Source organism: Streptomyces sp. UG1, assembly GCF_049974585.1.
Lineage (GTDB): Bacteria > Actinomycetota > Actinomycetes > Streptomycetales > Streptomycetaceae > Streptomyces.
In genome coordinates this window covers 116,369-141,771 of sequence record NZ_JBNGGG010000021.1, presented here as the reverse complement: position 1 = coordinate 141,771, position 25,403 = coordinate 116,369, and the positions used below count along the sequence as shown (strand labels likewise).

Here is a 25,403-nt window from a genome sequence, read left to right as displayed (position 1 = left end):
CGGGGGTAGTGAGACCCACGTCACGGATTACACGATGACAGAGAGCCGCCCGGCAAGGTCCGGTACCGAGGAGGACAGATGACGACGGGGACGGAGTCGTTCCGCAGTGCGCGGGACTTCCTGCTGGAACACCGCGAGGACTACACGACCGCGTACGAGGGGTTCGCCTGGCCCCGGCCCGGCCGGTTCAACTGGGCGCTCGACTGGTTCGACGTCATCGCGGACGGGAACGACCGCACCGCCCTGCACATCGTCGAGGAGGACGGCAGCGAGGTCCGGCTGTCCTTCGCCGAGATGGCCGAGCGCTCCGATCGCGTCGCGGGCTGGCTGCGGGGGCGCGGCGTCCGGGCCGAGGACCGTGTCCTCGTCATGCTCGGCAACCAGGCCGAGCTGTGGGAGACCGCCCTCGCCGCGATGAAGCTGCGGGCCGTCGTCATCCCGGCCACCCCGCTGCTCGGCCCGGCCGACCTGCGCGACCGGGTGGAGCGCGGACGCGTCCGGCATGTGCTGGTGCGGGCCGAGGACACCGGCAAGTTCGACGACGTGCCCGGCCAATACACCCGCATCGCCGTCGGCGGGGCGGCGCCCGAGGGCTGGCAGGCCTACGAGGACGCGTACGGCGCGGCCGCCGACTTCCGCCCCGACGGGCCGACCGCCGCCGACGACCCGCTGATGCTGTACTTCACCTCCGGCACCACCGCCCGCCCCAAGCTGGTCGAGCACACCCACGTCTCGTACCCGGTCGGGCATCTGGCCACCATGTACTGGATCGGCCTCAAGCCCGGCGACGTGCATCTGAACATCTCCTCGCCCGGCTGGGCCAAGCACGCCTGGTCCAATCTCTTCGCGCCGTGGAACGCGGAGGCGACCGTCTTCATCCACAACTACGCGCGCTTCGACGCGGCCCGCCTGATGGCCGAGATGGACCGCGCGGGCGTCACCACCTTCTGCGCCCCGCCCACCGTCTGGCGCATGCTCATCCAGGCCGACCTGAGCGCCCTGCGCACCCCGCCCCGTGAGGTCGTGGCGGCGGGTGAGCCCCTGAACCCGGAGGTCATCGAGCAGGTCCGGCGTGCCTGGGGCGTGACCATCCGGGACGGATTCGGGCAGACCGAGACCGCCGTCCAGGTCTCCAACAGCCCCGGCCAGCCCCTGAAGACCGGCTCCATGGGCCGCCCCAGCCCCGGCTTCCGCGTCGAACTCCTCGACCCGGTCAGCGGGGCGCCGGGGGCCGAGGAGGGCGAGATCGCCCTCGACCTGTCCGCCCGCCCCGTCGGCGTGATGACCGGCTACCACGGCGACGCCGACCGTACGGCGGAGGCGATGGCCGGCGGCTACTACCGGACCGGGGACATCGGCTCCCGGGACGCCGACGGCTACATCACCTACGTCGGCCGCGCGGACGACGTCTTCAAGGCGTCCGACTACAAGATCAGCCCCTTCGAGCTGGAGAGCGCCCTGCTGGAGCACGAGGCGGTGGCCGAGGCGGCCGTCGTGCCCGCGCCGGACGAGCTGCGGCTCGCGGTGCCGAAGGCGTACGTCGTCCTCGCCGACGGCTGGCAGCCGGGCCCCGACACGGCCAAGGTGCTCTTCGAGCACTCGCGGGACGTCCTCGCGCCGTACAAGCGCGTGCGCCGACTGGAGTTCGCGCCGCTGCCCAAGACCGTCTCCGGAAAGATCCGCCGCATCGAGCTGCGCGAGGCCACGGCCGAGGGTTCGGAAGCCGAGTACCGCGAGGAGGACTTCCGGTGACGATGAATTCCTACGCCCACGGCACCGGGGACACGGCGCTGCTCGGCGACACCATCGGCGCCAACCTGGACCAGGCCGTCGAGACCTGGCCGGACCGGGAGGTGCTGGTCGACGTGGCGTCCGGACGGCGCTGGACCTACCGCCGGTTCGCCGCCGACGTGGACGAGCTGGCGTACGCACTGCTCGCGAGCGGGATCGCCAAGGGCGACCGGGTGGGCATCTGGGCGGTCAACTGTCCCGAGTGGGTCCTGGTCCAGTACGCCACCGCCCGCATCGGCGCGATCATGGTGAACATCAACCCGGCCTACCGCACCCATGAGGTCGAGTACGTCCTCAACCAGGCGGGGATCTCCCTGCTGTTCGCCTCGCTGAGCCACAAGACCAGCGACTACCGGGCGATGGTCGAGCAGGTGCGCGGCAAGTGCCCGCAGCTGCGGGAGACGGTGTTCATCGGGGACCCGAGCTGGGAGGCGCTGATCGCGCGGGGGACACCGGTGCCGTTCGAGGAACTGTCCTGCGACGACCCCATCAACATCCAGTACACATCCGGTACGACGGGCTTCCCGAAGGGGGCCACCCTCTCCCACCACAACATCCTCAACAACGGCTATTTCGTGGGGGAGTCGATCGCCTACAGCGAGCAGGACCGGGTATGCGTTCCCGTCCCCTTTTACCACTGCTTCGGGATGGTCATGGGCAATCTGGCCGCCACGACGCACGGCGCCTGCATCGTCATCCCGGCCCCGTCCTTCGACCCGAAGGCCACGCTCGAGGCCGTCCAGCAGGAGCGGTGCACCTCGCTCTACGGCGTCCCGACCATGTTCATCGCGGAGCTGAACCTCCCCGACTTCGCCTCCTACGACCTCTCCTCCCTGCGCACCGGCATCATGGCGGGCTCGCCCTGCCCGGTCGAGGTCATGAAGCGGGTGGTCGCCGAGATGCACATGGCGGAGGTGTCCATCTGCTACGGCATGACCGAGACGTCCCCGGTCTCGCTGCAGACCCGGAGGGACGACGACCTCGAACACCGCACCGGCACGGTCGGCCGCGTCCTGCCGCACATCGAGGTGAAGATCGTCGACCCGGCGACCGGCGTGACCCGGCCGCGCGGCACGGCGGGCGAGCTGTGCACCCGCGGCTACAGCGTGATGCTCGGCTACTGGAACGAGCCCGGGAAGACCGCCGAGGCCATCGACGCCGGGCGCTGGATGCACACCGGTGACCTCGCGACGATGCGCGACGACGGCTATGTGGAGATCGTCGGCCGGATCAAGGACATGATCATCCGGGGCGGGGAGAACATCTACCCGCGCGAGATCGAGGAGTTCCTGTACGGCCATCCCAAGATCGCGGACGTCCAGGTCGTCGGGGTGCCGCACGAGCGCTACGGCGAGGAGGTGCTGGCCTGCGTCATCCCGCGCGACGCGGCCGATCCGCCGACGCTGCAGGACCTGCGGGCCTTCTGCGACGGGCAGCTCGCGCACTACAAGATCCCCAGCCGGTTGCAGACCCTGGACGCCTTCCCGATGACGGTGTCCGGGAAGGTGCGGAAGGTGGAGCTGCGGGAGCGCTACGCGGCCGTCGCCGACTAGTCGCGGTGCATACACACCCGGGCCCACCGGTCGAGGCCGAGTTCCGCCTCATGGGCGCGGATCTTCCGCAGCCCGGGGGTCAGCTCGGCCTCGGGCAGGACGCGGAAGCCCAGGCGTTCGTAGTACGGCGCGTTCCACGGCACCTCGGCGAAGGTGGTCAGGGTGAGACCGGCCAGGCCCTCGTCACGGGCGCGGTCGGCGGCGTACGCGAGGAGGGCGCGGCCGATGCCCCGGTGGGCGGCGTCGGGGTGGACCGAGACCTGCTCGATGTGCAGAGCGCGGTTGCGCTCCGCGGGATGTGCCGGGGTGGGCCGTCGATCGTCTGCGGCGCTGTTGTGGCTGGTCGCGCCCGCGCGGCGGCAGCCGCATGTCGATACAGCCCCGCGCCCCTTCGGGCGCGACCCGGCTTCGCCAAGTCCGTGAACGGTCCCTTCTGAACGCCGGTGCAGTCATCTCAGCCCGTCCGGCGTTTGAGGACAAGGCCCCTTCAGGGCCGGTGCGGGGGTCTGGGGGCGCAGCCGCCAGGGGACGGGAATGGGTAGGGGCGGCAGGGGCGAGAACAGGTCACCGCGCGCCGGCCGTGTCCAGCGCGTCCGCAAGGGCGTTGACCGGCTGAGGTGTGCCCGTGAGGTCGAGGACGAAGAGGGGGACGCCGAGGGAGTCGGCGCGGGCGCGGGCGTCGGGGGCGTAGCCGGAGAGGGAGAAGTAGACGCAGGCCGTCGACTCCGTCATGGCCGTCAGCCACAGGCACTCCACGTCGCGCAGGGTGGCCGGCCCGACCGTCGGGTCGACGTGGGCGAGCAGGCCGTGGGCGGCGATGCCGACGCCGGACGTGGGGCGCTGGTCGGCGCGGCGGATGTCGCGGTAGCCGAGCCAGCGCAGATAGACGGCGGCCGCGGTGACCGCGTCACGGGCGGTGCGGATGGTGATCGGCTGGAAGGGGCGGCGCGCGGCGGCCCTGGGAGGCGTGGACTCGCCTTCAGCGCCTGTCTCGCCTCCGGCGCCCGTCTCGCACCCAGCGTCCGTCTCGCACCCAGCGCCCGTCTGGCCTCCAGCGTCCGTCTCACCCCCGGTGCCCGTCCGCGCCAGCGGAATGCGCAGTACCACCCCGCAGGGGCAGCCCAGCTCGGGGCGGGGCCACTCGCCGTCGTGGCCGCACGCCGTGCAGCGCACGCTGATCCATTCGTCGTCCCAGGCGCGATGGGCGACGGCCGTGGCGGTTCCGGCGGGGTCGAGCCGTGGCGCGACGGGCGCCCCGCACGCGCAGGGATAGGCCGGGGCCGTATAGCCGTGCTCGCGTCGGCAGGCCGGGCAGCGCACGGACACGCTCTCGGACATGACCCTCATCGTCCTCCAAGACGCCCTGGCCTGTCCCTCTCTTGACGGCATTCGCGCACCCTCTTACATTGCTTCCAGATAGCAGAAATAAATTTCCGCAATACGGAAGAGCTCACCGCGGGGCGCGACGGGAGTGCGAATCCGACAGCCGAAGCAGGAGTACTCAATGGCTCGTATGACCGCTGCCCGCGCGGCAGTCGAGATCCTCAAGCGCGAGGGCGTCAGCAACGCGTTCGGCGTGCCGGGCGCGGCGATCAACCCCTTCTACGCGGCGCTCAAGGCCTCCGGCGGCATCAACCACACCCTCGCCCGCCATGTGGAGGGCGCCTCGCACATGGCGGAGGGCTACACCCGCACGCACCCCGGCAACATCGGCGTCTGCATCGGCACCTCCGGCCCGGCCGGCACCGACATGATCACCGGTCTGTACTCCGCGACCGGCGACTCCATCCCGATCCTGTGCATCACGGGCCAGGCGCCGACCGCAGTGATCCACAAGGAGGACTTCCAGGCCGTCGACATCGCCTCGATCGCCAAGCCGGTCGCGAAGATGGCGGTGACCGTCCTGGAGGCGGCCCAGGTCCCCGGCGTCTTCCAGCAGGCCTTCCACCTCATGCGCTCCGGCCGGCCCGGCCCGGTCCTCATCGACCTGCCGATCGATGTCCAGCTGACGGAGATCGAGTTCGACCCGGAGACGTACGAACCCCTCCCGGTCTACCGGCCGGCCGCGACCCGCGCCCAGATCGAGAAGGCGATCGGGATGCTGAACGCGTCCGAGCGGCCGCTGATCGTCGCGGGCGGCGGTGTCATCAACGCCGACGCCGCCGAACTGCTGGTGGAGTTCGCCGAGCTGACGGGCACCCCGGTCGTGCCGACCCTGATGGGCTGGGGCGTGCTGCCCGACGACCACGAGCTGAACGCCGGCATGGTCGGCCTGCAGACCTCGCACCGCTACGGCAACGCGACCTTCCTGGAGTCCGACTTCGTCCTCGGCATCGGCAACCGCTGGGCCAACCGCCACACCGGCAAGCTGGACGTGTACACGGCCGGGCGGACGTTCGTCCACGTCGACATCGAGCCGACGCAGATCGGCAAGATCTTCGCCCCGGACTACGGCATCGCGTCCGACGCGAAGGCGGCGCTGGAGCTGTTCGTCGAGGTGGCGAGGGAGCTGAAGGCGGCGGGCAGGCTCCCCGACCGCGGCGCGTGGGCGGCGTCCGCCCAGGAGAAGAAGGCGACCCTCCAGCGCCGTACCCACTTCGACGACATCCCGATCAAGCCGCAGCGCGTCTACGAGGAGATGAACAAGGCCTTCGGACCGGAGACCCGGTACGTCTCCACGATCGGCCTCTCGCAGATCGCCGGCGCCCAGATGCTGCACGTCTTCAAGCCGCGGCACTGGATCAACTGCGGCCAGGCGGGCCCGCTGGGCTGGACCATCCCGGCGGCGCTGGGTGTGGCGAAGGCCGACCCCGAGGCGCAGGTCGTCGCCCTGTCCGGTGACTACGACTTCCAGTTCATGATCGAGGAGCTGGCGGTCGGGGCGCAGCACAAGATCCCGTACGTCCACGTCCTCGTCAACAACTCCTACCTGGGCCTGATCCGCCAGGCGCAACGGGCGTTCGACATCGACTTCCAGGTCAAGCTGGAGTTCGAGAACATCAACTCGCCCGAGCTGGGCATCTACGGCGTCGACCACGTCAAGGTCGCCGAGGGCCTGGGCTGCAAGGCGATCCGGGTGACCGACCCGAGCGAACTGGGCGCGGCCCTGGAACAGGCCAAGAAGCTCGCGGCCGAGTTCCAGGTGCCGGTCGTCGTGGAGGCGATCCTGGAGCGCGTCACCAACATCTCCATGTCGACGACCAACGACATCAGCAACGTCGTCGAGTTCGAGGAGATCGCGACGGAGCCCGGCCATGCGCCGACGTCGATCAGGACGCTGAAGGTCTGACCCGACAGATCAGTCAGGGGCGGTCCGACCGTGAGGTCGGACCGCCCCTTTCGTGCCCCCGTACGGTGCCCGCCGCCCCCGTGCCGGCGGGCACCTCGTCACAGAGAATGTGCCCGCCGCCGGGGGCGGTTGAAGCCTCTCGACGCGTGTTCAGAGGTTGTTCTGAGGGTTCCGTAGTCGGCCTACGCACGGTTGCGTACGGGGCCGTCTACTGTTCGTGGTGCTCCGACAGCCCCGGCCAGTCGTCGGGGCCGCCGCCCTGCCAGTCGATGAAGTCGCTCTCCGCCACGTCGGTGACGTACAGGTCGGCGAGGCGCAGGATCTGGCTGACGTCGTCCACGTGCATGGCGATGCCCAGGGTCGTGTCGCCCTCGGTGACCCGCCTGGAGCCCTCCAGGACCGGGGCGGAACGCCGAAGAGCGCCGGGTACGGGACCGTCCGTACCCGGCGCTCTTCGGCCGGTGAGGTCTGCTGTTGTGGCCGTCCGACGGTGCGAGGCTGGGCGCGACAGGACGTTCGCGCCGCCGGACGGTGTCTGGGGGGCTTGGGACCGCGGCGGCAGCGACGGCACCGGGGGCTCCTTCCCTCTGGTCGAAGAAGGAGGCCGGGGCCTTCACCACCGCACTGGCTCGCACGCCGCCGCGGTCCTCGCGTCGCCCGCGTCCGTGCCGGGCGACCACCCCTCATCCGGGTCGCTCGGCGTCGTGCGCGGGCGGTGCGTCCGGCTCATGACCTCCCGTCAGGAGACGGACGCAGCCTGGGGGTTCAGTCCTCGCGCAGGGCGCGGACCGCCTCCTCCACGCGCTTGCCGTACTCGGGGTCGGCGGCGTGGAAGTGGGCCAGGTTCTTCTCGATCACGTCGTCGCGGGAGACCTGGGAGAGGCCACCGGCGATGTTCGCGATCAGCCGGGACTTCTCCTCGGCGGACATGAGGCGGTACAGCTCGCCGGCCTGGAAGAAGTCGTCGTCCTTGGTGTGCAGCGGGGCCTCGTGGGTGCCCGTGTGGCCGGTGACCGCAAGAGGCGCCGACAGGGGGCGGCCGGTCTCCACCGGGCCGTCGTAGGAGTTCGGCTCGTAGTTCTTGGCGTACCGGCCCTGGGAGTTGGCTGCCATGAAGCCGTCGCGGCCGTAGTTCTGCGCGGTGGTGGCCTTCGGGGCGTTCACTGCGAGCTGGGTGTGGTTGACGCCCAGGCGGTAGCGGTGCGCGTCCGCGTAGGCGAACAGGCGGCCCTGGAGCATCTTGTCGGGGGAGGGGCCGATGCCCGGCACGAAGTTGTTCGGGGAGAACGCGGCCTGCTCGACCTCGGCGAAGACGTTGTCCGGGTTGCGGTCAAGGACCAGGCGGCCCACCCGCCGCAGCGGGTAGTCCTGGTGCGGCCAGACCTTGGTCAGGTCGAACGGGTTGAAGCGGTAGTCGGCCGCCTCGGCCGCCGGCATGAGCTGGACGTAGAGGGTCCAGGACGGGTGCACGCCCCGCTCGATGGCCTGGAGCAGATCCGTCTGGTGGGAATTGGGGTCCTTGCCCGCGAGCTCGGCGGCCTGCTCGCTGCTCAGGCAGCGGATGCCCTGGTTGGTCTTGAAGTGGTACTTGACGAAGAAGGCCTCGCCGTCGGCGTTCGTCCACTGGTAGGTGTGCGAGCCGTAGCCGTTCATGTGGCGGTACGACGCCGGGATGCCGCGGTCGCCCATCAGCCAGGTCACCTGGTGCGTGGCCTCGGGGGCGTGCGCCCAGAAGTCCCAGACGTTGTCCGGCTCCTGGCGGCCGGTGAACGGGTCGCGCTTCTGCGAGTGGATGAAGTCGGGGAACTTGATCGGGTCCTTGATGAAGAACACCGGGGTGTTGTTGCCGACGAGGTCGTAATTGCCCTCCGCCGTATAGAACTTGAGGGCGAACCCGCGCGGGTCGCGGACCGCGTCCGCGCCGCCGAGGCTGTCGGCGACCGTCGAGAAGCGCAGGAACACCTCGGTCCGCCTGCCCACCTCGCTCAGGAAGTCGGCGTGGGTGAAGCCGGTGACGTCGTCGGTCACCTCGAAGTGGCCGTACGCGCCGGAGCCCCGGGCGTGCACCACGCGCTCCGGAACGCGCTCGCGGTTGAAGCGCGCCAGCTTCTCCAGCAGGTGCTGGTCCTGGAGCAGCAGCGGGCCGCCGAGGCCGGCGGAGGCGGAGTTCTGGTTGTCGGCGACCGGGGCGCCGGACTCGGTGGTGAGCACGCGCTTCGACATCGTGGACCTTCCGTACGAGAGGGCAGCGGAGATCTTTGGAAAACTTCTTCCGCTTTGTGGAGCCTAGAAGTGGGGCGATCTGGGCGTCAACAGTTTGTTGAAGTCGATTCCGGGCGGCGCCGACGCCTGGGCGCGACAGGACAGATGTCAGCGCCGGCGCCGCCCGGAAGTCTCAGGGTGGGTCAGACCTGGGCGCCCGACAGGCGCTCCACGGCCCGCAGCAGGGCCGAGTGGTCCAGGCCGCCGTCGCCCTGCGCCCGCAGGGACGCGACGAGCTGGGCGACCACGGCGCCGACGGGCAGCGCGGCGCCGACGCCTCGGGCGGCGTCCGTGACGATGCCCATGTCCTTGTGGTGCAGGTCGATACGGAAGCCCGGCTTGAAGTCCCGGTTCAGGAAGTTGTCCTTCTTCCGCGTCAGCACGGTCGAGCCGGCCAGGCCGCCGTTGAGGACGTCCAGCGCGGCCGTCAGGTCCACGCCTGACTTCTCCAGGAAGACCACGGCCTCGGCGCACGCCTGGATGTTCACGGCGACGATGAGCTGGTTGGCCGCCTTCACGGTCTGGCCCGAGCCGTGCGGACCGCACAGCACGATGGTCTTGCCGAGGGCGTCGAAGATCGGCTTCGCCTGGTCGAAGTCGGCCTGCTCGCCGCCGACCATGATCGACAGTACGGCCTCGATGGCACCGGCCTCACCGCCGGACACCGGGGCGTCCAGCACGCGGATGCCCTTGTCCCGGGCGGCCTTCGCCAGGTCGACCGAGGTCTGCGGGGTGATCGAGGACATGTCGATCAGCAGGGCGCCGGCCTTGGCGTTCTCCAGGATGCCGTCGGGGCCGTAGGAGATGGCCTCGACCTGCGGGGAGGCCGGGACCATCGTGATGACGACGTCGGCGTCCTTCACGGCCTCGGCGATGGAGGAGGCGGCGGTGCCGCCCGCCGCGGCGAGGCGGTCCAGCTTGTCCTGCTCCAGGGTGAAGCCGGTGACCTGGTAACCCGCCTTGATCAGGTTCTCGGACATGGGGGAGCCCATGATGCCGAGACCTATCCAGGCGATCTTGGGGAGAGTGCTCATATTGAGTGCCTTTCGATAAGGAGAGTCAGCGGGGCAGCCAGTCGAAGGCCTCGGCGCTCGGGCGGTCGCCCGGCTTGTACTCGAGGCCGACCCAGCCGTCGTAACCCGCCTTCCGCAACTGGTCGAGGAGGTCTTCGAGGGGCAGTGAGCCGGTGCCGGGCGCGCCGCGGCCCGGGTTGTCGGCGATCTGGACGTGGCCGGTCTTCGCCGCGTACTCCTCGATCACCGACGGGAGGTCCTCGCCGTTCATGGACAGGTGGTAGAGGTCCATCAGGAACTTCGCGTTGCCGAGGCCGGTCGCTTCGTTGACCTTGTCGACGATCCCGACGGCGGCCGGGGCCGAGACCAGCGGGTACAGCGGCGACTCGGGCCGGTTCAGGGCCTCGATCAGCAGGATCGCGCCGATCCGGTCGGCGGCCCGGGCCGCGAGCGCGAGGTTCTCCAGCGCCAGCGCGTCCTGCGCGGCCGGGTCCACGCCCTCGACGCGGTTGCCGTACAGGGCGTTGAGCGCCCTGCAGCCGAGCGAGGCGGCGAAGTCGGCGGCCACGTCGATGTTGGCGCGGAACCTCTCCGACTCCTCGCCCGGGATCGACAGGGCGCCGCGGTCGGGGCCGGGGAGCTGTCCGGCGTAGAAGTTCAGCCCCGTGAGCTGGACGCCCGCGTCCTCGATCGCCTTCTTCAGGGCGTCGAGCTCGGACCGCTCGGGGGTGGGGGAGTCGACCCAGGGCCACCACAGCTCGACCGCGGTGAAGCCGGCCGCGGCGGCGGCCGCGGGGCGCTCCAGGAGCGGGAGTTCCGTGAAGAGGATCGACAGGTTGACGTTGAAGCGCTGCTCTGCGGCTGTGTCCAACTTAAAACCTGGCATGGGGCCGGCGCTCCCTTCCGTTGGTCTTGATTCCATATTGCGGAAGTTTGTTTCTGCTTAATGGAAGATTGCCGCCGGAGGTCTGGGCTTGTCAAGGGGGACCTGTCGAGGAACCCGGGTGCCACGTGTTTGGGATCGCCTGTCGGGGAAGGCGAACGCGCATGGCGGTCACGGGAGTTGGGGGGCGGACGATGAACAGATCCCGGGCGGTGCCCACGAACGGCCTTTCTCCCGTGTACGACGAGACCGGTGCCGCATCCGCGCGCTTCCTCCTGTGGCTGGCCGCGCAGACCGGCGCCGCCGCCGGAAACCGCGTGGCCAGCGCCGCGTACGCACCCCATGAGCGGTGCAGCCTGGAACTGGTCGAGGCCGTCGTGGAGCGGCTGGCCGGGCTCGGCTGGATCGCCGTGCACAACGACTCCGGTGCCGTGCCGCCGCTGGTCAGCCCGACCGGAACCGGACTCGCGGAGGCGCGCGCCTGGGACGAGGCCTACGCCGACCGCGACGCCCGGCGCCGGTACGCCAAGGCGGCCCTGTTCGCCTGGTGGGACCGGGCCGGGCAGCACCGCAGTGGCGAGCCGAACGCCGAGGACTTCCTGTGGGCGCGGGAGGCCTTCTACTGCGGCAGGCAGCTCGAATTCGAGGATCTGGAGTACGCCAGGGACCATCTGGATCTGCCGACCCCGGTGCACTTCACCGTCGCCGAGCAGGGCGCCGGGGTCTTTCTGTCCTTCGAGCAGCTCGCCCAGCTCGTGCAGGCGTCCCGGCCCGACCTGTCGGAGAGCGACAACGAGGTGCGGCAGGTGCGAGAGCTCGCCGGGGCCCTGACCGAGGCCTCGCGGCGCGGCGCCGAGCCCGATGCCGGCACGGTGGAGCGCTTCCTGCAGCACAGCAGGGACCTGGTGCAGGCCGGCGGCAGGTCGGCGGGCTCGATGAGCAGGGAGATGGGCTCCGGCATCGTGTCGGACATCATCCGCTCGGTGCTGGGGCTGGGATGAGCGATCCCGCGAGCCCCGCGACCGGGGCGGAGGGCCAGATCCCGGAGGTGTACGCGCGCCAGCCCCTGCTGCGGCAACTGGTACCGCGCCTGGTCGGGCTCGAGCGCGACCACCACCGCAGACGACGGCACCACGAGTTCGCCGAGGACCTGCCCGTGGTGCTGCTCAGCGGACGGCACGGCACCGGCAAGAGCGCCATGCTGGGCGACCTCCAGCACGCCTACGCCCCGGACGCGGGCCCCTGGCCGGGGCCGCGCGTGCCGTTCGCGCGGATCAACTGCACGGAACTGCAGGAGCGGGCCAGGGTCGGTCCGGAGATCTCCAACAACTCCTACGCGGTCGAGCTCCTGGTCGAGCTGGTCACCCAGCTCTCCCGTCCCGTCGCGGGCTTCGGGCGGCTTCGCTTCCCCCGGACCACCGCCGGGCTGCTCGCCGTGATCTCCGCCCGCCGCCCCGGCAACGACGACGAGCTGCGGGTGGCCGACCGGCACGCGGCGGCCCTGATGGGGGCCCCGGCCCCGTCGGAGGAGGGCCCGCCCCCGACCTGGGACTCGCTCTTCCGCGCTGCACTGCCCCCGTCCCCCGACGGTGTCTCCCCCGACCCCGCGGGGTTTCCCGAGGCGGCCCTGCGCACGTATCTGGGCAGGCAGTACCGATGGCGGTCGCGCAGGCTCGCCTCCCGCCATCTGATCCGCTGGTACGAGAGCTACCGCAACGAGGCCGACAACCGGCTGCGCGGCATGCCGCCGGGCGCCGCGGGTCATCCGCCGCAGGTGCCGGCCGCGGAGCGCGCACAGGCCGTGGCCCGGCTCTGCCAGGAGTTCCACCAGGGCCGCGGCTTCCGGCGCGGCGTCGAGCGCATGCTGATGGCCGCGTTCCTGACGGACGTGCGCTACGGCCCGTTCCGGCGCGCCAACCGCGCCCCGCGCCCCCTGGTCCTCCTCGACAACGTGCACACCGACCCCGGCCGTGACTTCCTCGAACTGCTCCTGGAGCAGCGGGCGCTGCTGGGCCGCGGCGCCCAGGACCAGCTCGTGGTGATCGCCACCGAGCTGCGGGGTGACGACAGCTCGGCAGCCCCGGGCGAGGAGAACGACCCGTACCCCGAGGCCGCGCACCGCTCGCTGCACGAGATCGGCACGAACTCCTGGTGGACCCGCAGCGGCACCGATCCCTCGGCGGGCGTGCTGGTCCTGCCGCTCCCGCCGCTCGACACCGAGCACCTGGAGAGCATGCTCAAGCGCGACGACCGGGCCTCCTTCGACCCGTACATCGCCACCGCCGTCCACGATCTGACCCGGGGCCATCCCATGGGCGCCCGCCGGCTGTGCGACGCCGTGGTGCACAAGGCGCGCACCGGGGAGTGGGTCGCCGCCGAGGAACTCCTCGATCTGACCCATCCCGGCGGCGCCGGCGAATCCGTCATCTGGCGGCTGCTCAACACCCTGGTCGGCAGCGAGAACCACGACGAGCTGTGCCTGTTCTCGCTGGCCTGGGACCGGGAGGCGGCCGAGGAACTGGCCGAGCGGTGGGTGCCGCGCCGGATCGACGGCCTGGCCGCGGCGGACGGCGGCGCCGCCCTGCTGGAGCGGGAGGGCTGGTCGCGCGGGCCGGGCAGCCGGCCGTTCATCACGGACCGCTTCCTGCGCGCCCTGCTGGTGCACCAGATGCGCAGCGGGCGCGGCGGCAGCGGGGTGGACTGGTTCGGCGCGCACGCCCTGCTCGCCGAGCACCACCGGCGGCGGGCCGAGGGCCGCTCGGGACAGGCGGCGCGCGACGAGCGGTGCCGCTTCCTGTGGCACCGGCTCGCCGGGGGAGAGGCACAGGAGGTCGTCGACGTCCTGCACGCCGACTTCCTCCGGGAGGACGGCGACGCCGTCGACTGGCTGTACACCCTGCGCACCGTGGCCCATGCGCCCCGCCCGCCGGGTGACGTCTGGTTCGAGCAGTGCCAGGAGGTCGGCAAGGGCCGCCGGGACCGGCTTCAGCTCCAGGCGGACCCGGGGGTCGGCCTGGAGAAGCAGGCCGTCAACCGGCTGCTGCACGCCCTGTGGTACGCGGCGGACGAACTGGCCGAGGCGGACCGGACCCTGGCCGACCGGATCGGTCAGGACCTGTCCTTCCTCTCCGCCCAGCATCTGACCGGCCGCGCGGTCCTGGCCCAGGCCGCCATCCGCTGGCCGCGCGCCGTGCGGGACGGCGGCGACTGGCCTGTGGAACGCCGCTGGCAGGGGGACCAGCCGCGAACGGGAGGGAGGCGATGAACCCGATGGACCGCCGGAACTGGGTCTGGCTGCCGGGCCGACTGCGCTTCCGGGTGCTCGGCCTGATCGACGTGGTGGCCCTGTGGATCCTGGTCGCCGCGCTGCTGGGGGCCGGTACCTGGTGGGGCCTCGACACCTACTGGAAGCACCGCGACTACTGCACCGAGGATCTTCAGCTGCGGCGGATGGGGCCGCGCGACGAGTGCATCGGGGTCACGGCCTCGGCGTACGGCTTCGCCGCGGGCCTCGCCGACGTCCTGGGCAGGATCGAGCAGGAGAACCGGGCGGCACTCGACTCGGGCAGGCGGGTGGTGAGCGTCGCCGTCGTCATGCCGTACACCCAGCAGACCGAGGGCGCGGCCATGTCGGAACGGCTGATCCGGCACTCCCTCCAGGGCGCCTATGTCGCCCAGCACGGCTACAACCAGGATTCCGACACGGCCATCCAGCTCCTCTTCGCCAACGTCGGCGAGAACCTGGACCACTGGCGGGCCGTGACCGACGAACTGGCCTCCCGTGTCACCGGCGAGGCCCCCGTGGTCGCCGCCATCGGCTTTCCCAACAGCAACGACAAGACGCTCGCCTCCGTGCGGCAGGGACTCGGGCGGGACGGCATCCCGGCGGTCAGCGCGGTCCTCAGCTCCCGGGAGATGGAGGACCCCCACCTCTTCAAGGTCTCGCCCTCCACCAACCATCTCGTCGACGCGCTCAAGCACTACGTGCGGGAGAACAGCGTGAACGACGAGGACACGTTCATGATCGCCGACGACCAGCAGGCCGACAACTACGTCAACAACCTGCGCAGGGTCTTCTTCGAGGAGTTCGGCGAGGACTACGGCATCAACGACGACGCGGTGGAGTCGCGGATCGCGACCTACCGCGGCAAGCAGGGCTCGGAACGGGGCGAGAAGCGGCAGTTCCGGCAGGCGGTGACCAGGATGTGCGCGGCCCGCGCCAAGACGGTGTTCCTGGCGGGCCGCGATGTGGACCTGCCGCCCTTCCTGAGCGCCATCGCCCAGGACCCCTCCTGCAACCAGGGCACGGCCGACGAGCCGTTGCGCATCCTGCGCGTCAGCACCGGCCGTGACCCGGACACCGAGACCTCCGCGATGCGGGACATCGCCGAGCGCAAGCACATCGAGATCGTGACCGCGGCCGCCGTGGACGCCCCTCGCTGGCGTGCGGGAAGCCCCGGCGACAAACAGGTTCCCCAGTACTTCAGGAGCTTCGCGCGCGCCTACGAGGAGTACTTCGGCGACGAGCGGGGCAACGCCCTCGACGACGGTTACGCCGTGATGTACCACGACGCCCTCGCGGCGGTCGGGAGAGCCGTGGACGAGGCCCAGACCAACGGGGTCACCGCCATGGACCACAGCGACATCTACGACGAACTGCGCCGGCTCAACACCTCCGAAGGCTGCGCCGGGGGATGCGTGCCGGGCGCGAGCGGCGTATTCGCCTTCGCGAATGAAGACATCAGGCTGGACAAGGGTGAGAAGGAAGAGGCCGTGGTCGGGCGATGGCCGGTGTGCAAACCGGTGCCCATAGTGACCTTCCCGGACGATCCCCAGGACGCGACGCCGCTCTACCGCACCTATCTCCGGCAGGGCCGCAACACCTGCCCCGATCTGTGATCCCGGCGAGGCTCCCCCGGCCGCCCCGTGCGCGTTAGGTTGAGCGCGTGCGATTGAGAGTGGAGTTCACGACCGAGCCCTTCGACCTCGACGAGGCGCCCGCGCACGCGCTGGTCGCCCGTGAGGTCATCGAGGCCGCGGAGCTCGACGCGGTGGACGTCGGCCCGTTCGGCAACACGGCGGAGGGCGGCACCGACGCCGTGCTCACCGCCGTGGACGCCCTGCTGCGCAAGACCCTGGAGGCCGGCGCCACCCGGATCTCGCTCCAGGTCAACGTGGTCGGGGAGGGCGATCAGTGACCGGCACCGGGGACGAGACCTTCATCGCGGCCGTGAAGCCGCTGGTCGACGCCATGGGCGGGGAGATCCTTCCGCCGGACGAGGCCGGCCCCGAGGACGTCGTGCTGTCCTGGGAGGGCGCCGACGTCGTCGCCGTACGCCTGCCCCAGCTCGCCGACTCCCTGGACCACATCCTGGCCGCCATGGAGCGCCGGAAGGGCAAGCCGCTCGCCGACCTGGACCGCAAGGCCAAGCAGGAGGTCGTACGGATACTCGAGGCGCGCGGCGCCTTCTCCGTGCGGCACGGCGTGGAGACCGTGGCGAGCGCGCTCGGGGTGAGCCGCTTCACGGTCTACAACTATCTCAACCGTGAGAAAGGCGCCTGAGCCGGGTCCGGCCGGTTTCGTCCCCGCTAATTTTCAACAAAGTGTTGACGTCTCGTCGTCGTAGGGCGTTAGCTATCGGCACGCCCGTTCAGTACGAAGGCCCTTCGCGGCCACGGAGGCTCCCGTGACGTCGAATTCCACGCCCCCGGGCCTGGCCCGGTTCAACGCCCTGGAGGAGCACGCGGCCCACGCCGCTCTCCACGAGGCGTGCGCCTCCACGGTATGGGCGAAGCGACTGCTCGCCGCCCGCCCCTACGCCACCGTCGGCGACCTCTGCGAGGCCAGTGACGCGGCCATGGCCGAGCTGACGACGGAAGACCTCGAAGAGGCGATGGCCGGGCACCCGCCGATCGGCCGCCCCAAGCCGGGCGATCCGACCTCGGCCCGGGAGCAGCGCGGCATGGCCGGCGCCTCCGAGGAGCTGAAGGCGGAGCTGCTCGAACTCAACCTGGCCTACCAGGACCGGTTCGGCCATGTCTTCCTGATCTGCGCCACCGGCCGGACCGGCGAGCAGATGCGCGACGCGCTCGAGGAGCGGATCGGCAACTCGCCGGAGCGGGAGCGGGAGATCGTCCGCACCGAGCTGGGCAAGATCAACCGTATCCGGCTCGCCCGGCTCGTCGAAGAGGAAGCCTGACACCCATGAGCACCAGCACCACCGCTTCCGTGTCCACGCACATCCTGGACACCAGCGTCGGCCGCCCCGCCGAGGGCGTCGCCGTCCTGCTCGCGGCCCGCAGTGGTCGAGGCGCCGAATGGCAGGCGCTCGGCGGCTCCGCGACCGACGCGGACGGGCGGTGCAAGGACCTCCCGGCGCTGCCGGAGGGAACCACCCACGTACGGCTCGACTTCGCGGTGGAGCCGTATTTCGAGAAGAAGCAAGCCGATGCGCAGCAGGACGCCCCCGCGAATCGGGACAGCGGTGCCGTGTTCTTCCCCGAGGTGGCGATCACCTTCGCCGTGACGCCCGGGGAGCACTACCACGTGCCGCTGCTGCTCAACCCGTTCGGCTACTCCGTTTACCGAGGGAGCTAGCTAAATGCCCACCATCCTGGGACAGAACCAGTACGGCAAGGCCGAGAACCGAGTCGTAAAGATCACGCGGGACGGCGCCACCCACCACATCAAGGACCTGAACGTATCCGTGGCGCTGAGCGGCGACATGGACGAGGTCCACTACTCCGGCTCCAACGCCAACGTCCTGCCGACCGACACCACCAAGAACACGGTGTACGCGTTCGCCAAGGAGCACGGCATCGAGTCCGCCGAACAGTTCGGCATCCACCTCGCCCGGCACTTCGTGACCAGCCAGGAGCCGATCAAGACGGCCCGCATCCGCATCGAGGAGTACGCCTGGGAGCGGATCGAGGCCTCCGACGCCAACTCGCAGTTCATCGGCGCGGACGAGGTCAAGCACTCCTTCGTCCGCAAGGGCCAGGAGACCCGGCTGACCCAGATCACCTACGACGGCTCGTCATGGGAGGTCATCTCCGGGCTCAAGGACCTCGTCGTGATGAACTCGACCAACTCCGAGTTCTGGGGCTACGTCAAGGACAAGTACACGACGCTGAAGGAGGCCTACGACCGCATCCTGGCCACCCAGGTCTCCGGACGCTGGCGGTTCAACTGGACCGACGACGAGCAGCGGATGCCCAACTGGGAGAAGTCCTACGAGCAGACCAAGAAGCACATGCTCCACGCCTTCGCCGAGACCTACTCGCTGTCGCTGCAGCAGACCCTGTACCAGATGGGCGCGCGCATCATCAACAACCGCAGCGAGATCGACGAGGTCCGCTTCTCCCTGCCGAACAAGCACCACTTCCTGGTGGACCTGGAGCCGTTCGGACTGAAGAACGACAATGAGGTGTACTTCGCCGCCGACCGCCCCTACGGCCTGATCGAGGCCACCATCCTGCGGGACGGCTGCGAGGCGAAGATCCCCGTGGACCTCACCAACCTCTGATCCATCCCCCTCTTTCGGCACCCGTGGCCGGGGAACCCAGGTTTCGAAGGCTCCCCGGCCCGGCACTCAAAACTTCAGGGTCCTGCCGTGCCCTCCCCCTGAGTCCACTGAGCGAAAAGGACGCATCATGGCAGCAGCCCAGCGCATCGTCATCGAAAACTGTTCGATCGCGACCGTCGACGCCGACGACACCGAGTACCCGACCGGGTACGTCGTCATCGCCGGCAACCGCATCGAGGCGCTCGGCGCGGGCAAGGCCCCCGAGGGCCTGGAGAACGTCGTACGCCGCATCGACGCCACCGGGCATCTGGTGACCCCCGGCCTGATCAACACCCACCACCACTTCTACCAGTGGATCACCCGGGGCCTGGCCACCGACCACAACCTCTTCAACTGGCTCGTCGCCCTCTATCCGACCTGGGCGCGCATCGACGAGCAGATGGTGCGCTCCGCCGCGCAGGGCTCGCTGGCGATGATGGCCCGCGGCGGCGTCACCACCGCCATGGACCACCACTACGTCTACCCGCAGGGCTCCGGCGACCTGTCCGGCGCCATCATCGGCGCCGCCCGCGACATGGGCGTCCGCTTCACCCTGGCCCGCGGCTCCATGGACCGCAGCGAGAAGGACGGCGGACTGCCGCCGGACTTCGCCGTCGAGACCCTGGACGGTGCCCTCGCCGCTACCGAGGAGACCGTCAAGCGGCACCACGACGCCTCCTTCGACGCGATGACCCAGGTCGCCGTCGCCCCCTGCTCCCCGTTCTCCATCTCCACCGAACTGCTCAAGCAGGGTGCCGAGCTGGCCCGCCGCCTCGGCGTGCGCATGCACACCCACGGCTCGGAGACGGTCGAGGAGGAGAAGTTCTGCCACGAGCTGTTCGGCATGGGCCCGACCGACTACTTCGAGTCCACCGGCTGGCTCGGCGAGGACGTGTGGATGGCGCACTGCGTCCACATGAACGACTCCGACATCGCCGCCTTCGCCCGTACGAAGACGGGCGTCGCCCACTGCCCCTCGTCGAATGCCCGGCTGGCCGCCGGTATCGCCCGCGTCCCCGACATGCTCGCGGCCGGCGTCCCGGTCGGCCTCGGCGTCGACGGCACCGCCTCCAACGAGTCCGGCGAACTGCACACCGAACTGCGCAACGCCCTGCTCATCAACCGCCTCGGCGCACACAAGGAAGCGGCGCTGAACGCCCGGCAGGCGCTGCGGCTCGGCACGTACGGCGGTGCCCAGGTCCTGGGCCGAGCCGCCGAGATCGGCTCGCTGGAGCCGGGCAAGCTGGCCGACCTGGTGCTGTGGAAGCTGGACACCCTCGCCCACGCCTCCATCGCCGACCCGGTGACCGCCCTGGTCTTCGGCGCGGCGGCCCCGGTCACGGCGTCCTTCGTGAACGGCCGGCAGATCGTGGAGAACGGCCGGCTGCTCACGGCCGACGAGGACGCGATCGCCCGCTCGACGCGGGACGAGGCGCAGCGCCTGGCGCGGATCGCCGGTCACTGAACCGCATCGCGCCGTACGGCACTTGATCTCCGGTCGGGAGGGACGGCTCCCGACCGGCAGCCGTGGACCCGAGCGGGGTCCATGGCGGCCGTGTCCGGGGCGCGTGTTGGACGCACGCGCCCCGGGACGGTCCCGTCCCCGGTCCCTCCCCCACTCTCGACTTCGCTCGAGCGGGAGGTGCCCCCATGACCGCGCACCACCTCCCTGAAACCCACGTCGGAGCCGACGTGTCAACCGACCGGAGGAGCCGCCCGTGTCCGCCCACCCCGTCGACGAGAAACTCCCCGCCCTGAGAATGGCGACCACGGGCCTGCAGCACGTGGCCGCGATGTACGCGGGAGTCGTCGCCCCGCCCCTGATCGTCGGCGCCGCCATAGGCCTGACCGCCACCGAGCTGACCTTCCTTACCGGCGCCTGCCTGTTCACCGCGGGCATCGCCACCTTCCTCCAGACCCTCGGCATCTGGAAGATCGGCGCCCGGCTGCCCTTCGTCAACGGCGTCACCTTCGCCGGCGTCGCCCCCATGACGGCCATCGTCGCCGCCACCGAGGACAAGTCCGACGCGCTGCCGATCATCTTCGGCGCGGTGATCGTCGCGGGCCTCCTCGGCTTCCTCGCCGCTCCCTTCTTCAGCAGGGCCGTGCGCTTCTTCCCGCCGGTGGTGACCGGTACGGTGATCACGCTCATCGGTATCTCGCTGCTGCCGGTGGCCTTCGGCTGGGCGCAGGGTCCCAACCCGGCCGCGGATGACTACGCTTCGGCGACGAACCTGGGCCTGGCAGGTGCGACCCTGCTGATCGTGCTGCTCCTGCGCCGCTTCACCCGAGGGTTCGTCAAGCAGATCGCCGTCCTGCTCGGCCTGGTGATCGGCACGCTCATCGCGATCCCGTTCGGCGCCACGGACTTCGCCCCGGTGGCGGACGCGGACGTCATCGGCTTCCCCACCCCGTTCCATTTCGGCGCCCCGCAGTTCCAGCTCGCCGCGATCATCTCGCTGTGCGTGGTGATGGTGGTGTCGATGACCGAGTCGACGGCCGACATGCTCGCGCTCGGCGAGATCGTCGAGCGCCCCGCCGACGAGAAGACCATCGCCGCGGGCCTGCGCGCCGACACCCTCGGCTCCGCGATCAGCCCGCTGTTCAACGGCTTCATGTGCAGCGCCTTCGCCCAGAACATCGGCCTGGTGGCGATGACGAAGATCCGCAGCCGGTACGTCGTCGCCGTGGGCGGTGGCTTCCTGGTGCTGATGGGCCTGTGCCCGATGGCCGCGTCGCTCATCGCGGTCGTACCGCGCCCGGTGCTGGGCGGTGCGGGCGTGGTGCTGTTCGGATCGGTGGCCGCGAGCGGCATCCAGACCCTCGTCCGGGCCGGCCTGGAGAAGGACAACAACATCCTGATCGTCGCCGTCTCACTGGCCGTCGGCATCATCCCGATCACCGCGCCGGAGTTCTACCACGCCTTCCCGGAGACGGCGAAGATCGTCCTCGACTCGGGCATCTCGACGGGGTGCGTGGCGGCGGTGGCGCTCAACCTCGTCTTCAACCACCTTGGCCGGAGGCGCGAGGCCGACGAGGTCACGGCCCCGATGGAGCCGGTGACCACGCCATGAGGTTGGCGAACAGCTCGGCCTGCTCGATGGCGTCGTCCAGCGCGTGGTGCGTGTGGCGGCGTCTCGACAGCAGTTCGCGCGGCATCGTGCCCTTGGCCACGGCTCGCAGGGGCAGGTTCGCCTTCGTGGCATACAGCGTCTTCATGTCCAGGCAGCCGGAGTGGCCGAAGGGGCTCGCGCCGGTGAAGCGGATCAGGTACCAGTACAGGAACGTCCAGTCGTACGACGCCGGGTAGCCGCACATCACCGGCTGGGACCCCGCGCTCACCTCACGGACCCAGCCGGTGAACTCGGCGAGCGCGACGGCCGGTTCGGTCCCCTCCCGTCGGAGCCGTTCCCGGTCCAGACCGCTCACGGCCAGCGCCTGAGGCACGAACTCCTCACTGATCGGCCGCAGTTCCCGATAGAACGTACGCAGCTCGGGCTCGGCCGCCGTGAATCCGTCGGCGTCCTGCACTCCGGCGACCGCCGCGCCGAAGCTCAGCATGGAGTACGGGCCGGGGATCGGGCCGTCTGCTTCGATGTCGACGGAGATGTACAGGCTGGGTTTGCCGCGTCGTGCCTTCATGGGGCTGGAGCATCGCAGGTCGGCGACGTGTCCCGCACGCGGATTCAGCGCCGGGCGAAGGGCCGGCAGGGCTGCGCGTCGGGAAGGCGGCCGGTGAAGAAGGAGCGGGGCGGTACGCCCATCAGGGTGCGGAAGTCCGCCGTCATGTGCGACTGGTCGTAGTAGCCGGTCGTGGCGGCGAGTTCGGCCCAGGAGACGGTCGTCGCCTGCTCCAGCACCGTGCGTACGCGGTTGATGCGGGCGAAGTGCTTGGGGGAGACGCCGACGCCGTCGGCGAAGAGGCTGCGCAGTTGGCGCTCGCTGATGGCGAGATCCCGGGCCACGTCACGCACCGGTCCGGGAGCACTTCCGCCAGATGTGGTACGACACGCCGGGGCGCCATGTTCCGCAGTTCACGGCCCGGTTGGCGGGCCGTCGCGCTCGGCAGCTCGTCCAGGGGCACCACCCGGCCGACCGGATCGACCGCGGGGGCCGACGATCGGCGCGCCGTGGCGACCGCTTCCCTCAGCGCGACGACCAGCCTTGTCGTCGCGTTCGGGACGTGCGTGAACGGCTTGCGCGGCTCCCCGTCGAACGACGCCGTGGTGAAATCCGCGATCCAGGGCCGCAGAACCTCGGGCAGCGGGAGGAGACGATCGGCGAGGTCGGTGGTCTCGCTTCCACGGTAAGCGCGGCGGATCCGCGGACGGGCGCCGGAACCATGCCGGAATTTCCTGGAGACCGCGGGCCGGGGCTCGTGATCGTGATCGTGATGATTCTTGTGAACACTGCCACTGGCACCATCGGCAGTGAACTCGTACGACAGCTCGCGGCGCGGGGCGAGAAGGTGCGCGCCCTGACCCGGGTGCCGTCGGGGGTGGAGGTGGTGCGCGGCGACTACCTCGACCGGGGGTCCGTCGGCTGGTGAAGCTCTCTCCCTGGGGAGCAGGCCCTCAGGGAGAGCGGGGCGCGGAACAGGGTCTACATCGCCGAGTCGCGTGCGGCTACGACGCCGAGCACGAGCCGGAGCCGGTCTGACTAGAGTCCGAACAGGCTGGGGTCCGTGGCCAGTTCCTTGAAGTAGTCCTGCGGATTGGCCACCATCCTGCGCTCCTTGAGGTCCAGCAGGCCGCCGACCGCCGTGAGCTCGGCCGCGACCGTGCCGTCCGCCTTGCGCATGATCTGCTGGATGCGGAAGGTCTTGCCGCCCGACCACTCGAAGGCGCATGTCACGTCGACCTCGTCACCAGCGAGGAGTTCCCGCTTGTAGCGGATGGTCGTCTCCAGGGCGACGGGGCCGACCCCCTTGCCGATGAGGCCCGTCTGGCTGATGCCCGCGGCCTGGAGCAACGACCAGCGCGCGTGCTCCGCGTAGTTGACGTACACGCTCTGATTGACGTGCCCCTGCACGTCCGTCTCATAGCCGCGGACGGTGATCCGGACGGAGAACGGCTCGCTCACTGCTTCCCCTCTCGAGTTCGATGCACAGTCCACTGATCCTGGCACGCCCGTCAGACCCGCCGCGGGGAAGCCAGCAGATATCGCGCCTTTGTACGAGGTTCGGTGTGCTCACCGACCTGCCATCCCGCCTCCTCCAGTGTCGCGGCGCAGGCTCGCAGACGCGCACCGTCCGGCTCGAAAACGGCGACCGCCTCCGGCTGCGGGGTCGCCCGCACCCGGTACCCCTGCGCGGAGTCCCGCTCCGCCGGACCGTGCCCGGCGGCCTCCAGGGCCAGCGCCGCGGCCTGCACCAGATGCGTACGCTCCCAGCCGCACGGCCGGTCCACGGCCCCGTCCGCATTGGTCATCCGACGCAGCTCCAGCAGGCCCTGCCAGGCACCGCGCACCTCCCGCAGCCGGGCCGGCCCAGTCCTCGGCGCGTCCTCCTCACCGCCGATCCGCGCGGCGAACACCCCGCCGGCCGCGGAAACCTCGGGCTCCGCAGGAACCGCGGACGCTGCGGGCGCCGCAGGCTCCGCCTCCCGTATCCGATGCCCCGCCGGCGTCAGGAAGTGATCGTGCGGCGGCCGCGGGTGCCGGAAGGCCAGCCCCCGTTTCACCAGCGCCGCAAGCTGCGCCTCCGTGCCTCTGAGCCGCCCGGTGACGGGATCGGCGGCGTCGATGACACGCCGCTGGGCGGCGGTCGGCGGTCGTGTCACGGCGTGCTCCTTCCCGCGGGCTCGGGCCATGCCCCCTCTCCTGCCGAGGCACGGCCCTCATCTGCTGGGAAGGCTACGACCCGGGTCTGACATTCCACCCCGCGATCACCGGCCGCCCGTGCTCCGTACCCAGCCGGCACACCGTCCCCGTCGCCGGCTGGAACAGCGCCCCGTCCGCCGCCGGGAGCCCGAGCCGCCGGGCCGTGAGCACCCTCAGAAAATGCCCCGTGGGCCGTGAGCACCCGCAGAGAATGCCCGTGGGCCACGAGCGCCACACAACCCTCTGCGTTGGCGAGCGCCGCGTCCACCTTCCCCAGCATCCGGTCGGCGCGCTCCCCGACCTGCTGCGGACTCTCCCCGGGAGGCTCGGGCGGACCGGGCGCGACCCCGTCCGAGAACAGGAACCACCCCGGCCGCTCGCGCTGGATCCCGACGGCGGTCACCCCTCGTATCCGCCGTAGTCCCACTCGCGCAGATCGGAGTCGACCCGTACGTCGTGCAGGCCGATCAGCTCGGCGCTCTCCCGCGCCCGCTGCAAGGGGCTGACGAACGCGGCCCCGATCCGATGCGACCGGATCAGCGGTACGACCCGCCGCGCCTCCTCCCACCCGTGCTCGGTGAGCGGCACATCCGTCCAGCCCGTGTGCCGCCCGGACCGCGACCACTCGGTCTCGCCATGCCGGACGAGAAAGAGATCACCCATGTCTCACAGGCCAAGAGCCCACCGCTCCAACGCCACGAAGTCACGCTCACGCAGCCCCTTGCGCGCGTCGACCGGGAGAAGCAGCGCCGCCGCGTCGTGGTGGGCCGCGACATGCCGTACATCGAGATCGGTGATCATGTCGTCGACCCAGACGAACGGCCGCCCAGCCGCCCACGCCACGACATGCCGGGTCTTCCAGTACAGCCCGTCGGGGTCCCGCACGAACATCTCGGGCCACTCGATGACCGGCAGATCGGCCGGCAGCCCGATCACCGGCGCGATCATCTCGTTGGCCTGGTGCTGCCACGTGGTCGCCCACGCCAGCTCGTACGGCAGCGCCAGCAGCCGGGCCCCGTGCCTCGGATGCAACCGCACCCGCAGGCCGCGACGCAGGCGCCGGGAGCCCGGGGCCTGCCGCGCCGACCAGTTCGCGGGGTGCAGTCGGCGCGTGACATAGCCGCGGTGGGCGAGATACAGGGCGCGGAACGGGTTGAGAGGACCGTCCACGTCGAGAAGCAACAGGGGGCGGGTGCTCATGGACGGGTCCTACCCACCGTGGCGCGA

At 70.6% G+C, this 25,403-nt stretch carries 23 protein-coding genes and 3 pseudogenes; 14 read left to right on the top strand and 12 right to left on the bottom strand.

Annotated features, from left to right (window positions below; translation table 11 throughout):
- The first annotated feature begins 78 nt into the window (after nt 1–78).
- Nucleotides 79–1,752 (top strand): AMP-binding protein, encoded by a 1,674-nt coding sequence (locus ACP4J3_RS23805; RefSeq protein WP_426537618.1) that lies wholly within the window; start codon nt 79–81, stop codon nt 1,750–1,752.
- A gap of 2 nt (nt 1,753–1,754) precedes the next feature.
- On the top strand, nt 1,755–3,344 hold the full coding sequence (locus tag ACP4J3_RS23800) for an AMP-binding protein (protein WP_426537677.1): 1,590 nt from the start codon (nt 1,755–1,757) through the stop codon (nt 3,342–3,344).
- Here ACP4J3_RS23800 and ACP4J3_RS23795 read toward each other — a convergent pair.
- A pseudogene (locus tag ACP4J3_RS23795) lies at nt 3,341–3,622 on the bottom strand (GNAT family N-acetyltransferase); the annotation flags it as partial. The gene ACP4J3_RS23800 and the pseudogene ACP4J3_RS23795 sit on opposite strands and share 4 nt — an antisense overlap.
- 286 nt (nt 3,623–3,908) lie before the next feature.
- Complete coding sequence (locus tag ACP4J3_RS23790; RefSeq protein WP_426537616.1) at nt 3,909–4,691, bottom strand: hypothetical protein; 783 nt, start codon at nt 4,689–4,691, stop codon at nt 3,909–3,911.
- Nucleotides 4,692–4,848: 157 nt separating this feature from the next.
- Between ACP4J3_RS23790 and gcl the strand changes: the two genes are divergently transcribed.
- On the top strand, nt 4,849–6,633 hold the full coding sequence (gene gcl, locus ACP4J3_RS23785; protein WP_426537614.1) for a glyoxylate carboligase: 1,785 nt from the start codon (nt 4,849–4,851) through the stop codon (nt 6,631–6,633).
- A gap of 208 nt (nt 6,634–6,841) precedes the next feature.
- Here gcl and ACP4J3_RS23780 read toward each other — a convergent pair whose 3' ends face one another.
- From ACP4J3_RS23780 to ACP4J3_RS23765, 4 genes are all read right to left on the bottom strand, one after another.
- Entirely contained in the window at nt 6,842–7,030 is a 189-nt protein-coding gene (locus tag ACP4J3_RS23780; protein WP_426537675.1) for a hypothetical protein, read from the bottom strand.
- A 368-nt stretch (nt 7,031–7,398) separates the two neighbouring features.
- The gene (locus ACP4J3_RS23775) at nt 7,399–8,856 is read right to left on the bottom strand and encodes a catalase (RefSeq protein ID WP_426537612.1); all 1,458 of its coding nucleotides are present in this window, start codon (nt 8,854–8,856) and stop codon (nt 7,399–7,401) included.
- 182 nt (nt 8,857–9,038) lie between these two features.
- Nucleotides 9,039–9,929, bottom strand: coding sequence for a 2-hydroxy-3-oxopropionate reductase (locus tag ACP4J3_RS23770; protein WP_426537610.1), 891 nt, complete (start codon nt 9,927–9,929; stop codon nt 9,039–9,041).
- A gap of 25 nt (nt 9,930–9,954) precedes the next feature.
- Nucleotides 9,955–10,794 carry a TIM barrel protein gene (locus tag ACP4J3_RS23765; RefSeq protein WP_426537609.1) on the bottom strand — a complete coding sequence of 280 codons (840 nt, stop codon included), beginning with the start codon at nt 10,792–10,794 and terminating at the stop codon, nt 9,955–9,957.
- 191 nt (nt 10,795–10,985) lie between these two features.
- On the opposite strand from ACP4J3_RS23765, the gene ACP4J3_RS23760 reads away from it, so the two are divergent.
- The 10 genes from ACP4J3_RS23760 to ACP4J3_RS23715 all read left to right on the top strand — a co-directional run bounded on the left by ACP4J3_RS23760 (nt 10,986) and on the right by ACP4J3_RS23715 (nt 21,430).
- Nucleotides 10,986–11,792 (top strand): hypothetical protein, encoded by an 807-nt coding sequence (locus tag ACP4J3_RS23760; RefSeq protein WP_426537607.1) that lies wholly within the window; start codon nt 10,986–10,988, stop codon nt 11,790–11,792.
- Nucleotides 11,789–14,056, top strand: coding sequence for a hypothetical protein (locus ACP4J3_RS23755; protein ID WP_426537605.1), 2,268 nt, complete (start codon nt 11,789–11,791; stop codon nt 14,054–14,056). The genes ACP4J3_RS23760 and ACP4J3_RS23755 overlap by 4 nt, the downstream gene beginning before the upstream one ends.
- A complete protein-coding gene (locus tag ACP4J3_RS23750) occupies nt 14,053–15,690 on the top strand; it encodes a hypothetical protein (protein ID WP_426537603.1) in 1,638 nt (545 codons plus the stop codon). The genes ACP4J3_RS23755 and ACP4J3_RS23750 overlap by 4 nt, the downstream gene beginning before the upstream one ends.
- 47 nt (nt 15,691–15,737) lie before the next feature.
- A complete protein-coding gene (locus ACP4J3_RS23745; RefSeq protein WP_426537601.1) occupies nt 15,738–15,989 on the top strand; it encodes a hypothetical protein in 252 nt (83 codons plus the stop codon).
- Nucleotides 15,986–16,354, top strand: a complete 369-nt coding sequence (locus ACP4J3_RS23740) for a helix-turn-helix domain-containing protein (protein ID WP_426537599.1) — start codon at nt 15,986–15,988, stop codon at nt 16,352–16,354. Before ACP4J3_RS23745 ends, ACP4J3_RS23740 begins: the two co-directional genes overlap by 4 nt.
- Before the next feature lie 124 nt (nt 16,355–16,478).
- On the top strand, nt 16,479–16,991 hold the full coding sequence (uraD, locus tag ACP4J3_RS23735) for a 2-oxo-4-hydroxy-4-carboxy-5-ureidoimidazoline decarboxylase (protein ID WP_426537597.1): 513 nt from the start codon (nt 16,479–16,481) through the stop codon (nt 16,989–16,991).
- Nucleotides 16,992–16,996: 5 nt separating this feature from the next.
- On the top strand, nt 16,997–17,389 hold the full coding sequence (gene uraH, locus ACP4J3_RS23730) for a hydroxyisourate hydrolase (RefSeq protein ID WP_426537595.1): 393 nt from the start codon (nt 16,997–16,999) through the stop codon (nt 17,387–17,389).
- Between the two features lie 4 nt (nt 17,390–17,393).
- The gene (pucL, locus tag ACP4J3_RS23725; RefSeq protein ID WP_426537593.1) at nt 17,394–18,317 is read left to right on the top strand and encodes a factor-independent urate hydroxylase; all 924 of its coding nucleotides are present in this window, start codon (nt 17,394–17,396) and stop codon (nt 18,315–18,317) included.
- A gap of 127 nt (nt 18,318–18,444) precedes the next feature.
- The gene (locus ACP4J3_RS23720; protein WP_426537591.1) at nt 18,445–19,821 is read left to right on the top strand and encodes an 8-oxoguanine deaminase; all 1,377 of its coding nucleotides are present in this window, start codon (nt 18,445–18,447) and stop codon (nt 19,819–19,821) included.
- A 253-nt stretch (nt 19,822–20,074) separates the two neighbouring features.
- A complete protein-coding gene (locus ACP4J3_RS23715) occupies nt 20,075–21,430 on the top strand; it encodes a nucleobase:cation symporter-2 family protein (protein ID WP_426537589.1) in 1,356 nt (451 codons plus the stop codon).
- On the opposite strand, the gene ACP4J3_RS23710 is transcribed toward ACP4J3_RS23715, so the two are convergent.
- The gene (locus tag ACP4J3_RS23710) at nt 21,396–21,998 is read right to left on the bottom strand and encodes a 3'-5' exoribonuclease domain-containing protein (protein ID WP_426537587.1); all 603 of its coding nucleotides are present in this window, start codon (nt 21,996–21,998) and stop codon (nt 21,396–21,398) included. The genes ACP4J3_RS23715 and ACP4J3_RS23710 overlap by 35 nt on opposite strands.
- A gap of 44 nt (nt 21,999–22,042) precedes the next feature.
- A complete protein-coding gene (locus tag ACP4J3_RS23705; RefSeq protein WP_426537585.1) occupies nt 22,043–22,321 on the bottom strand; it encodes a helix-turn-helix domain-containing protein in 279 nt (92 codons plus the stop codon).
- A 428-nt stretch (nt 22,322–22,749) separates the two neighbouring features.
- Here ACP4J3_RS23705 and ACP4J3_RS23700 point away from each other — a divergent pair.
- Nucleotides 22,750–22,896: pseudogene (locus ACP4J3_RS23700) on the top strand (NmrA family NAD(P)-binding protein); the annotation flags it as partial.
- Between the two features lie 119 nt (nt 22,897–23,015).
- Here ACP4J3_RS23700 and ACP4J3_RS23695 read toward each other — a convergent pair.
- From ACP4J3_RS23695 to ACP4J3_RS23680, 4 genes and pseudogenes are all read right to left on the bottom strand, one after another.
- Complete coding sequence (locus ACP4J3_RS23695; protein WP_426537583.1) at nt 23,016–23,438, bottom strand: acyl-CoA thioesterase; 423 nt, start codon at nt 23,436–23,438, stop codon at nt 23,016–23,018.
- A 50-nt stretch (nt 23,439–23,488) separates the two neighbouring features.
- Entirely contained in the window at nt 23,489–24,136 is a 648-nt protein-coding gene (locus ACP4J3_RS23690; RefSeq protein WP_426537581.1) for a hypothetical protein, read from the bottom strand.
- A pseudogene (locus ACP4J3_RS23685) lies at nt 24,133–24,839 on the bottom strand (histidine phosphatase family protein). Before ACP4J3_RS23685 ends, ACP4J3_RS23690 begins: the two are co-directional and overlap by 4 nt.
- 3 nt (nt 24,840–24,842) lie before the next feature.
- Nucleotides 24,843–25,376, bottom strand: a complete 534-nt coding sequence (locus ACP4J3_RS23680) for a hypothetical protein (protein ID WP_426537579.1) — start codon at nt 25,374–25,376, stop codon at nt 24,843–24,845.
- Between the last annotated feature and the right edge of the window lie 27 nt (nt 25,377–25,403).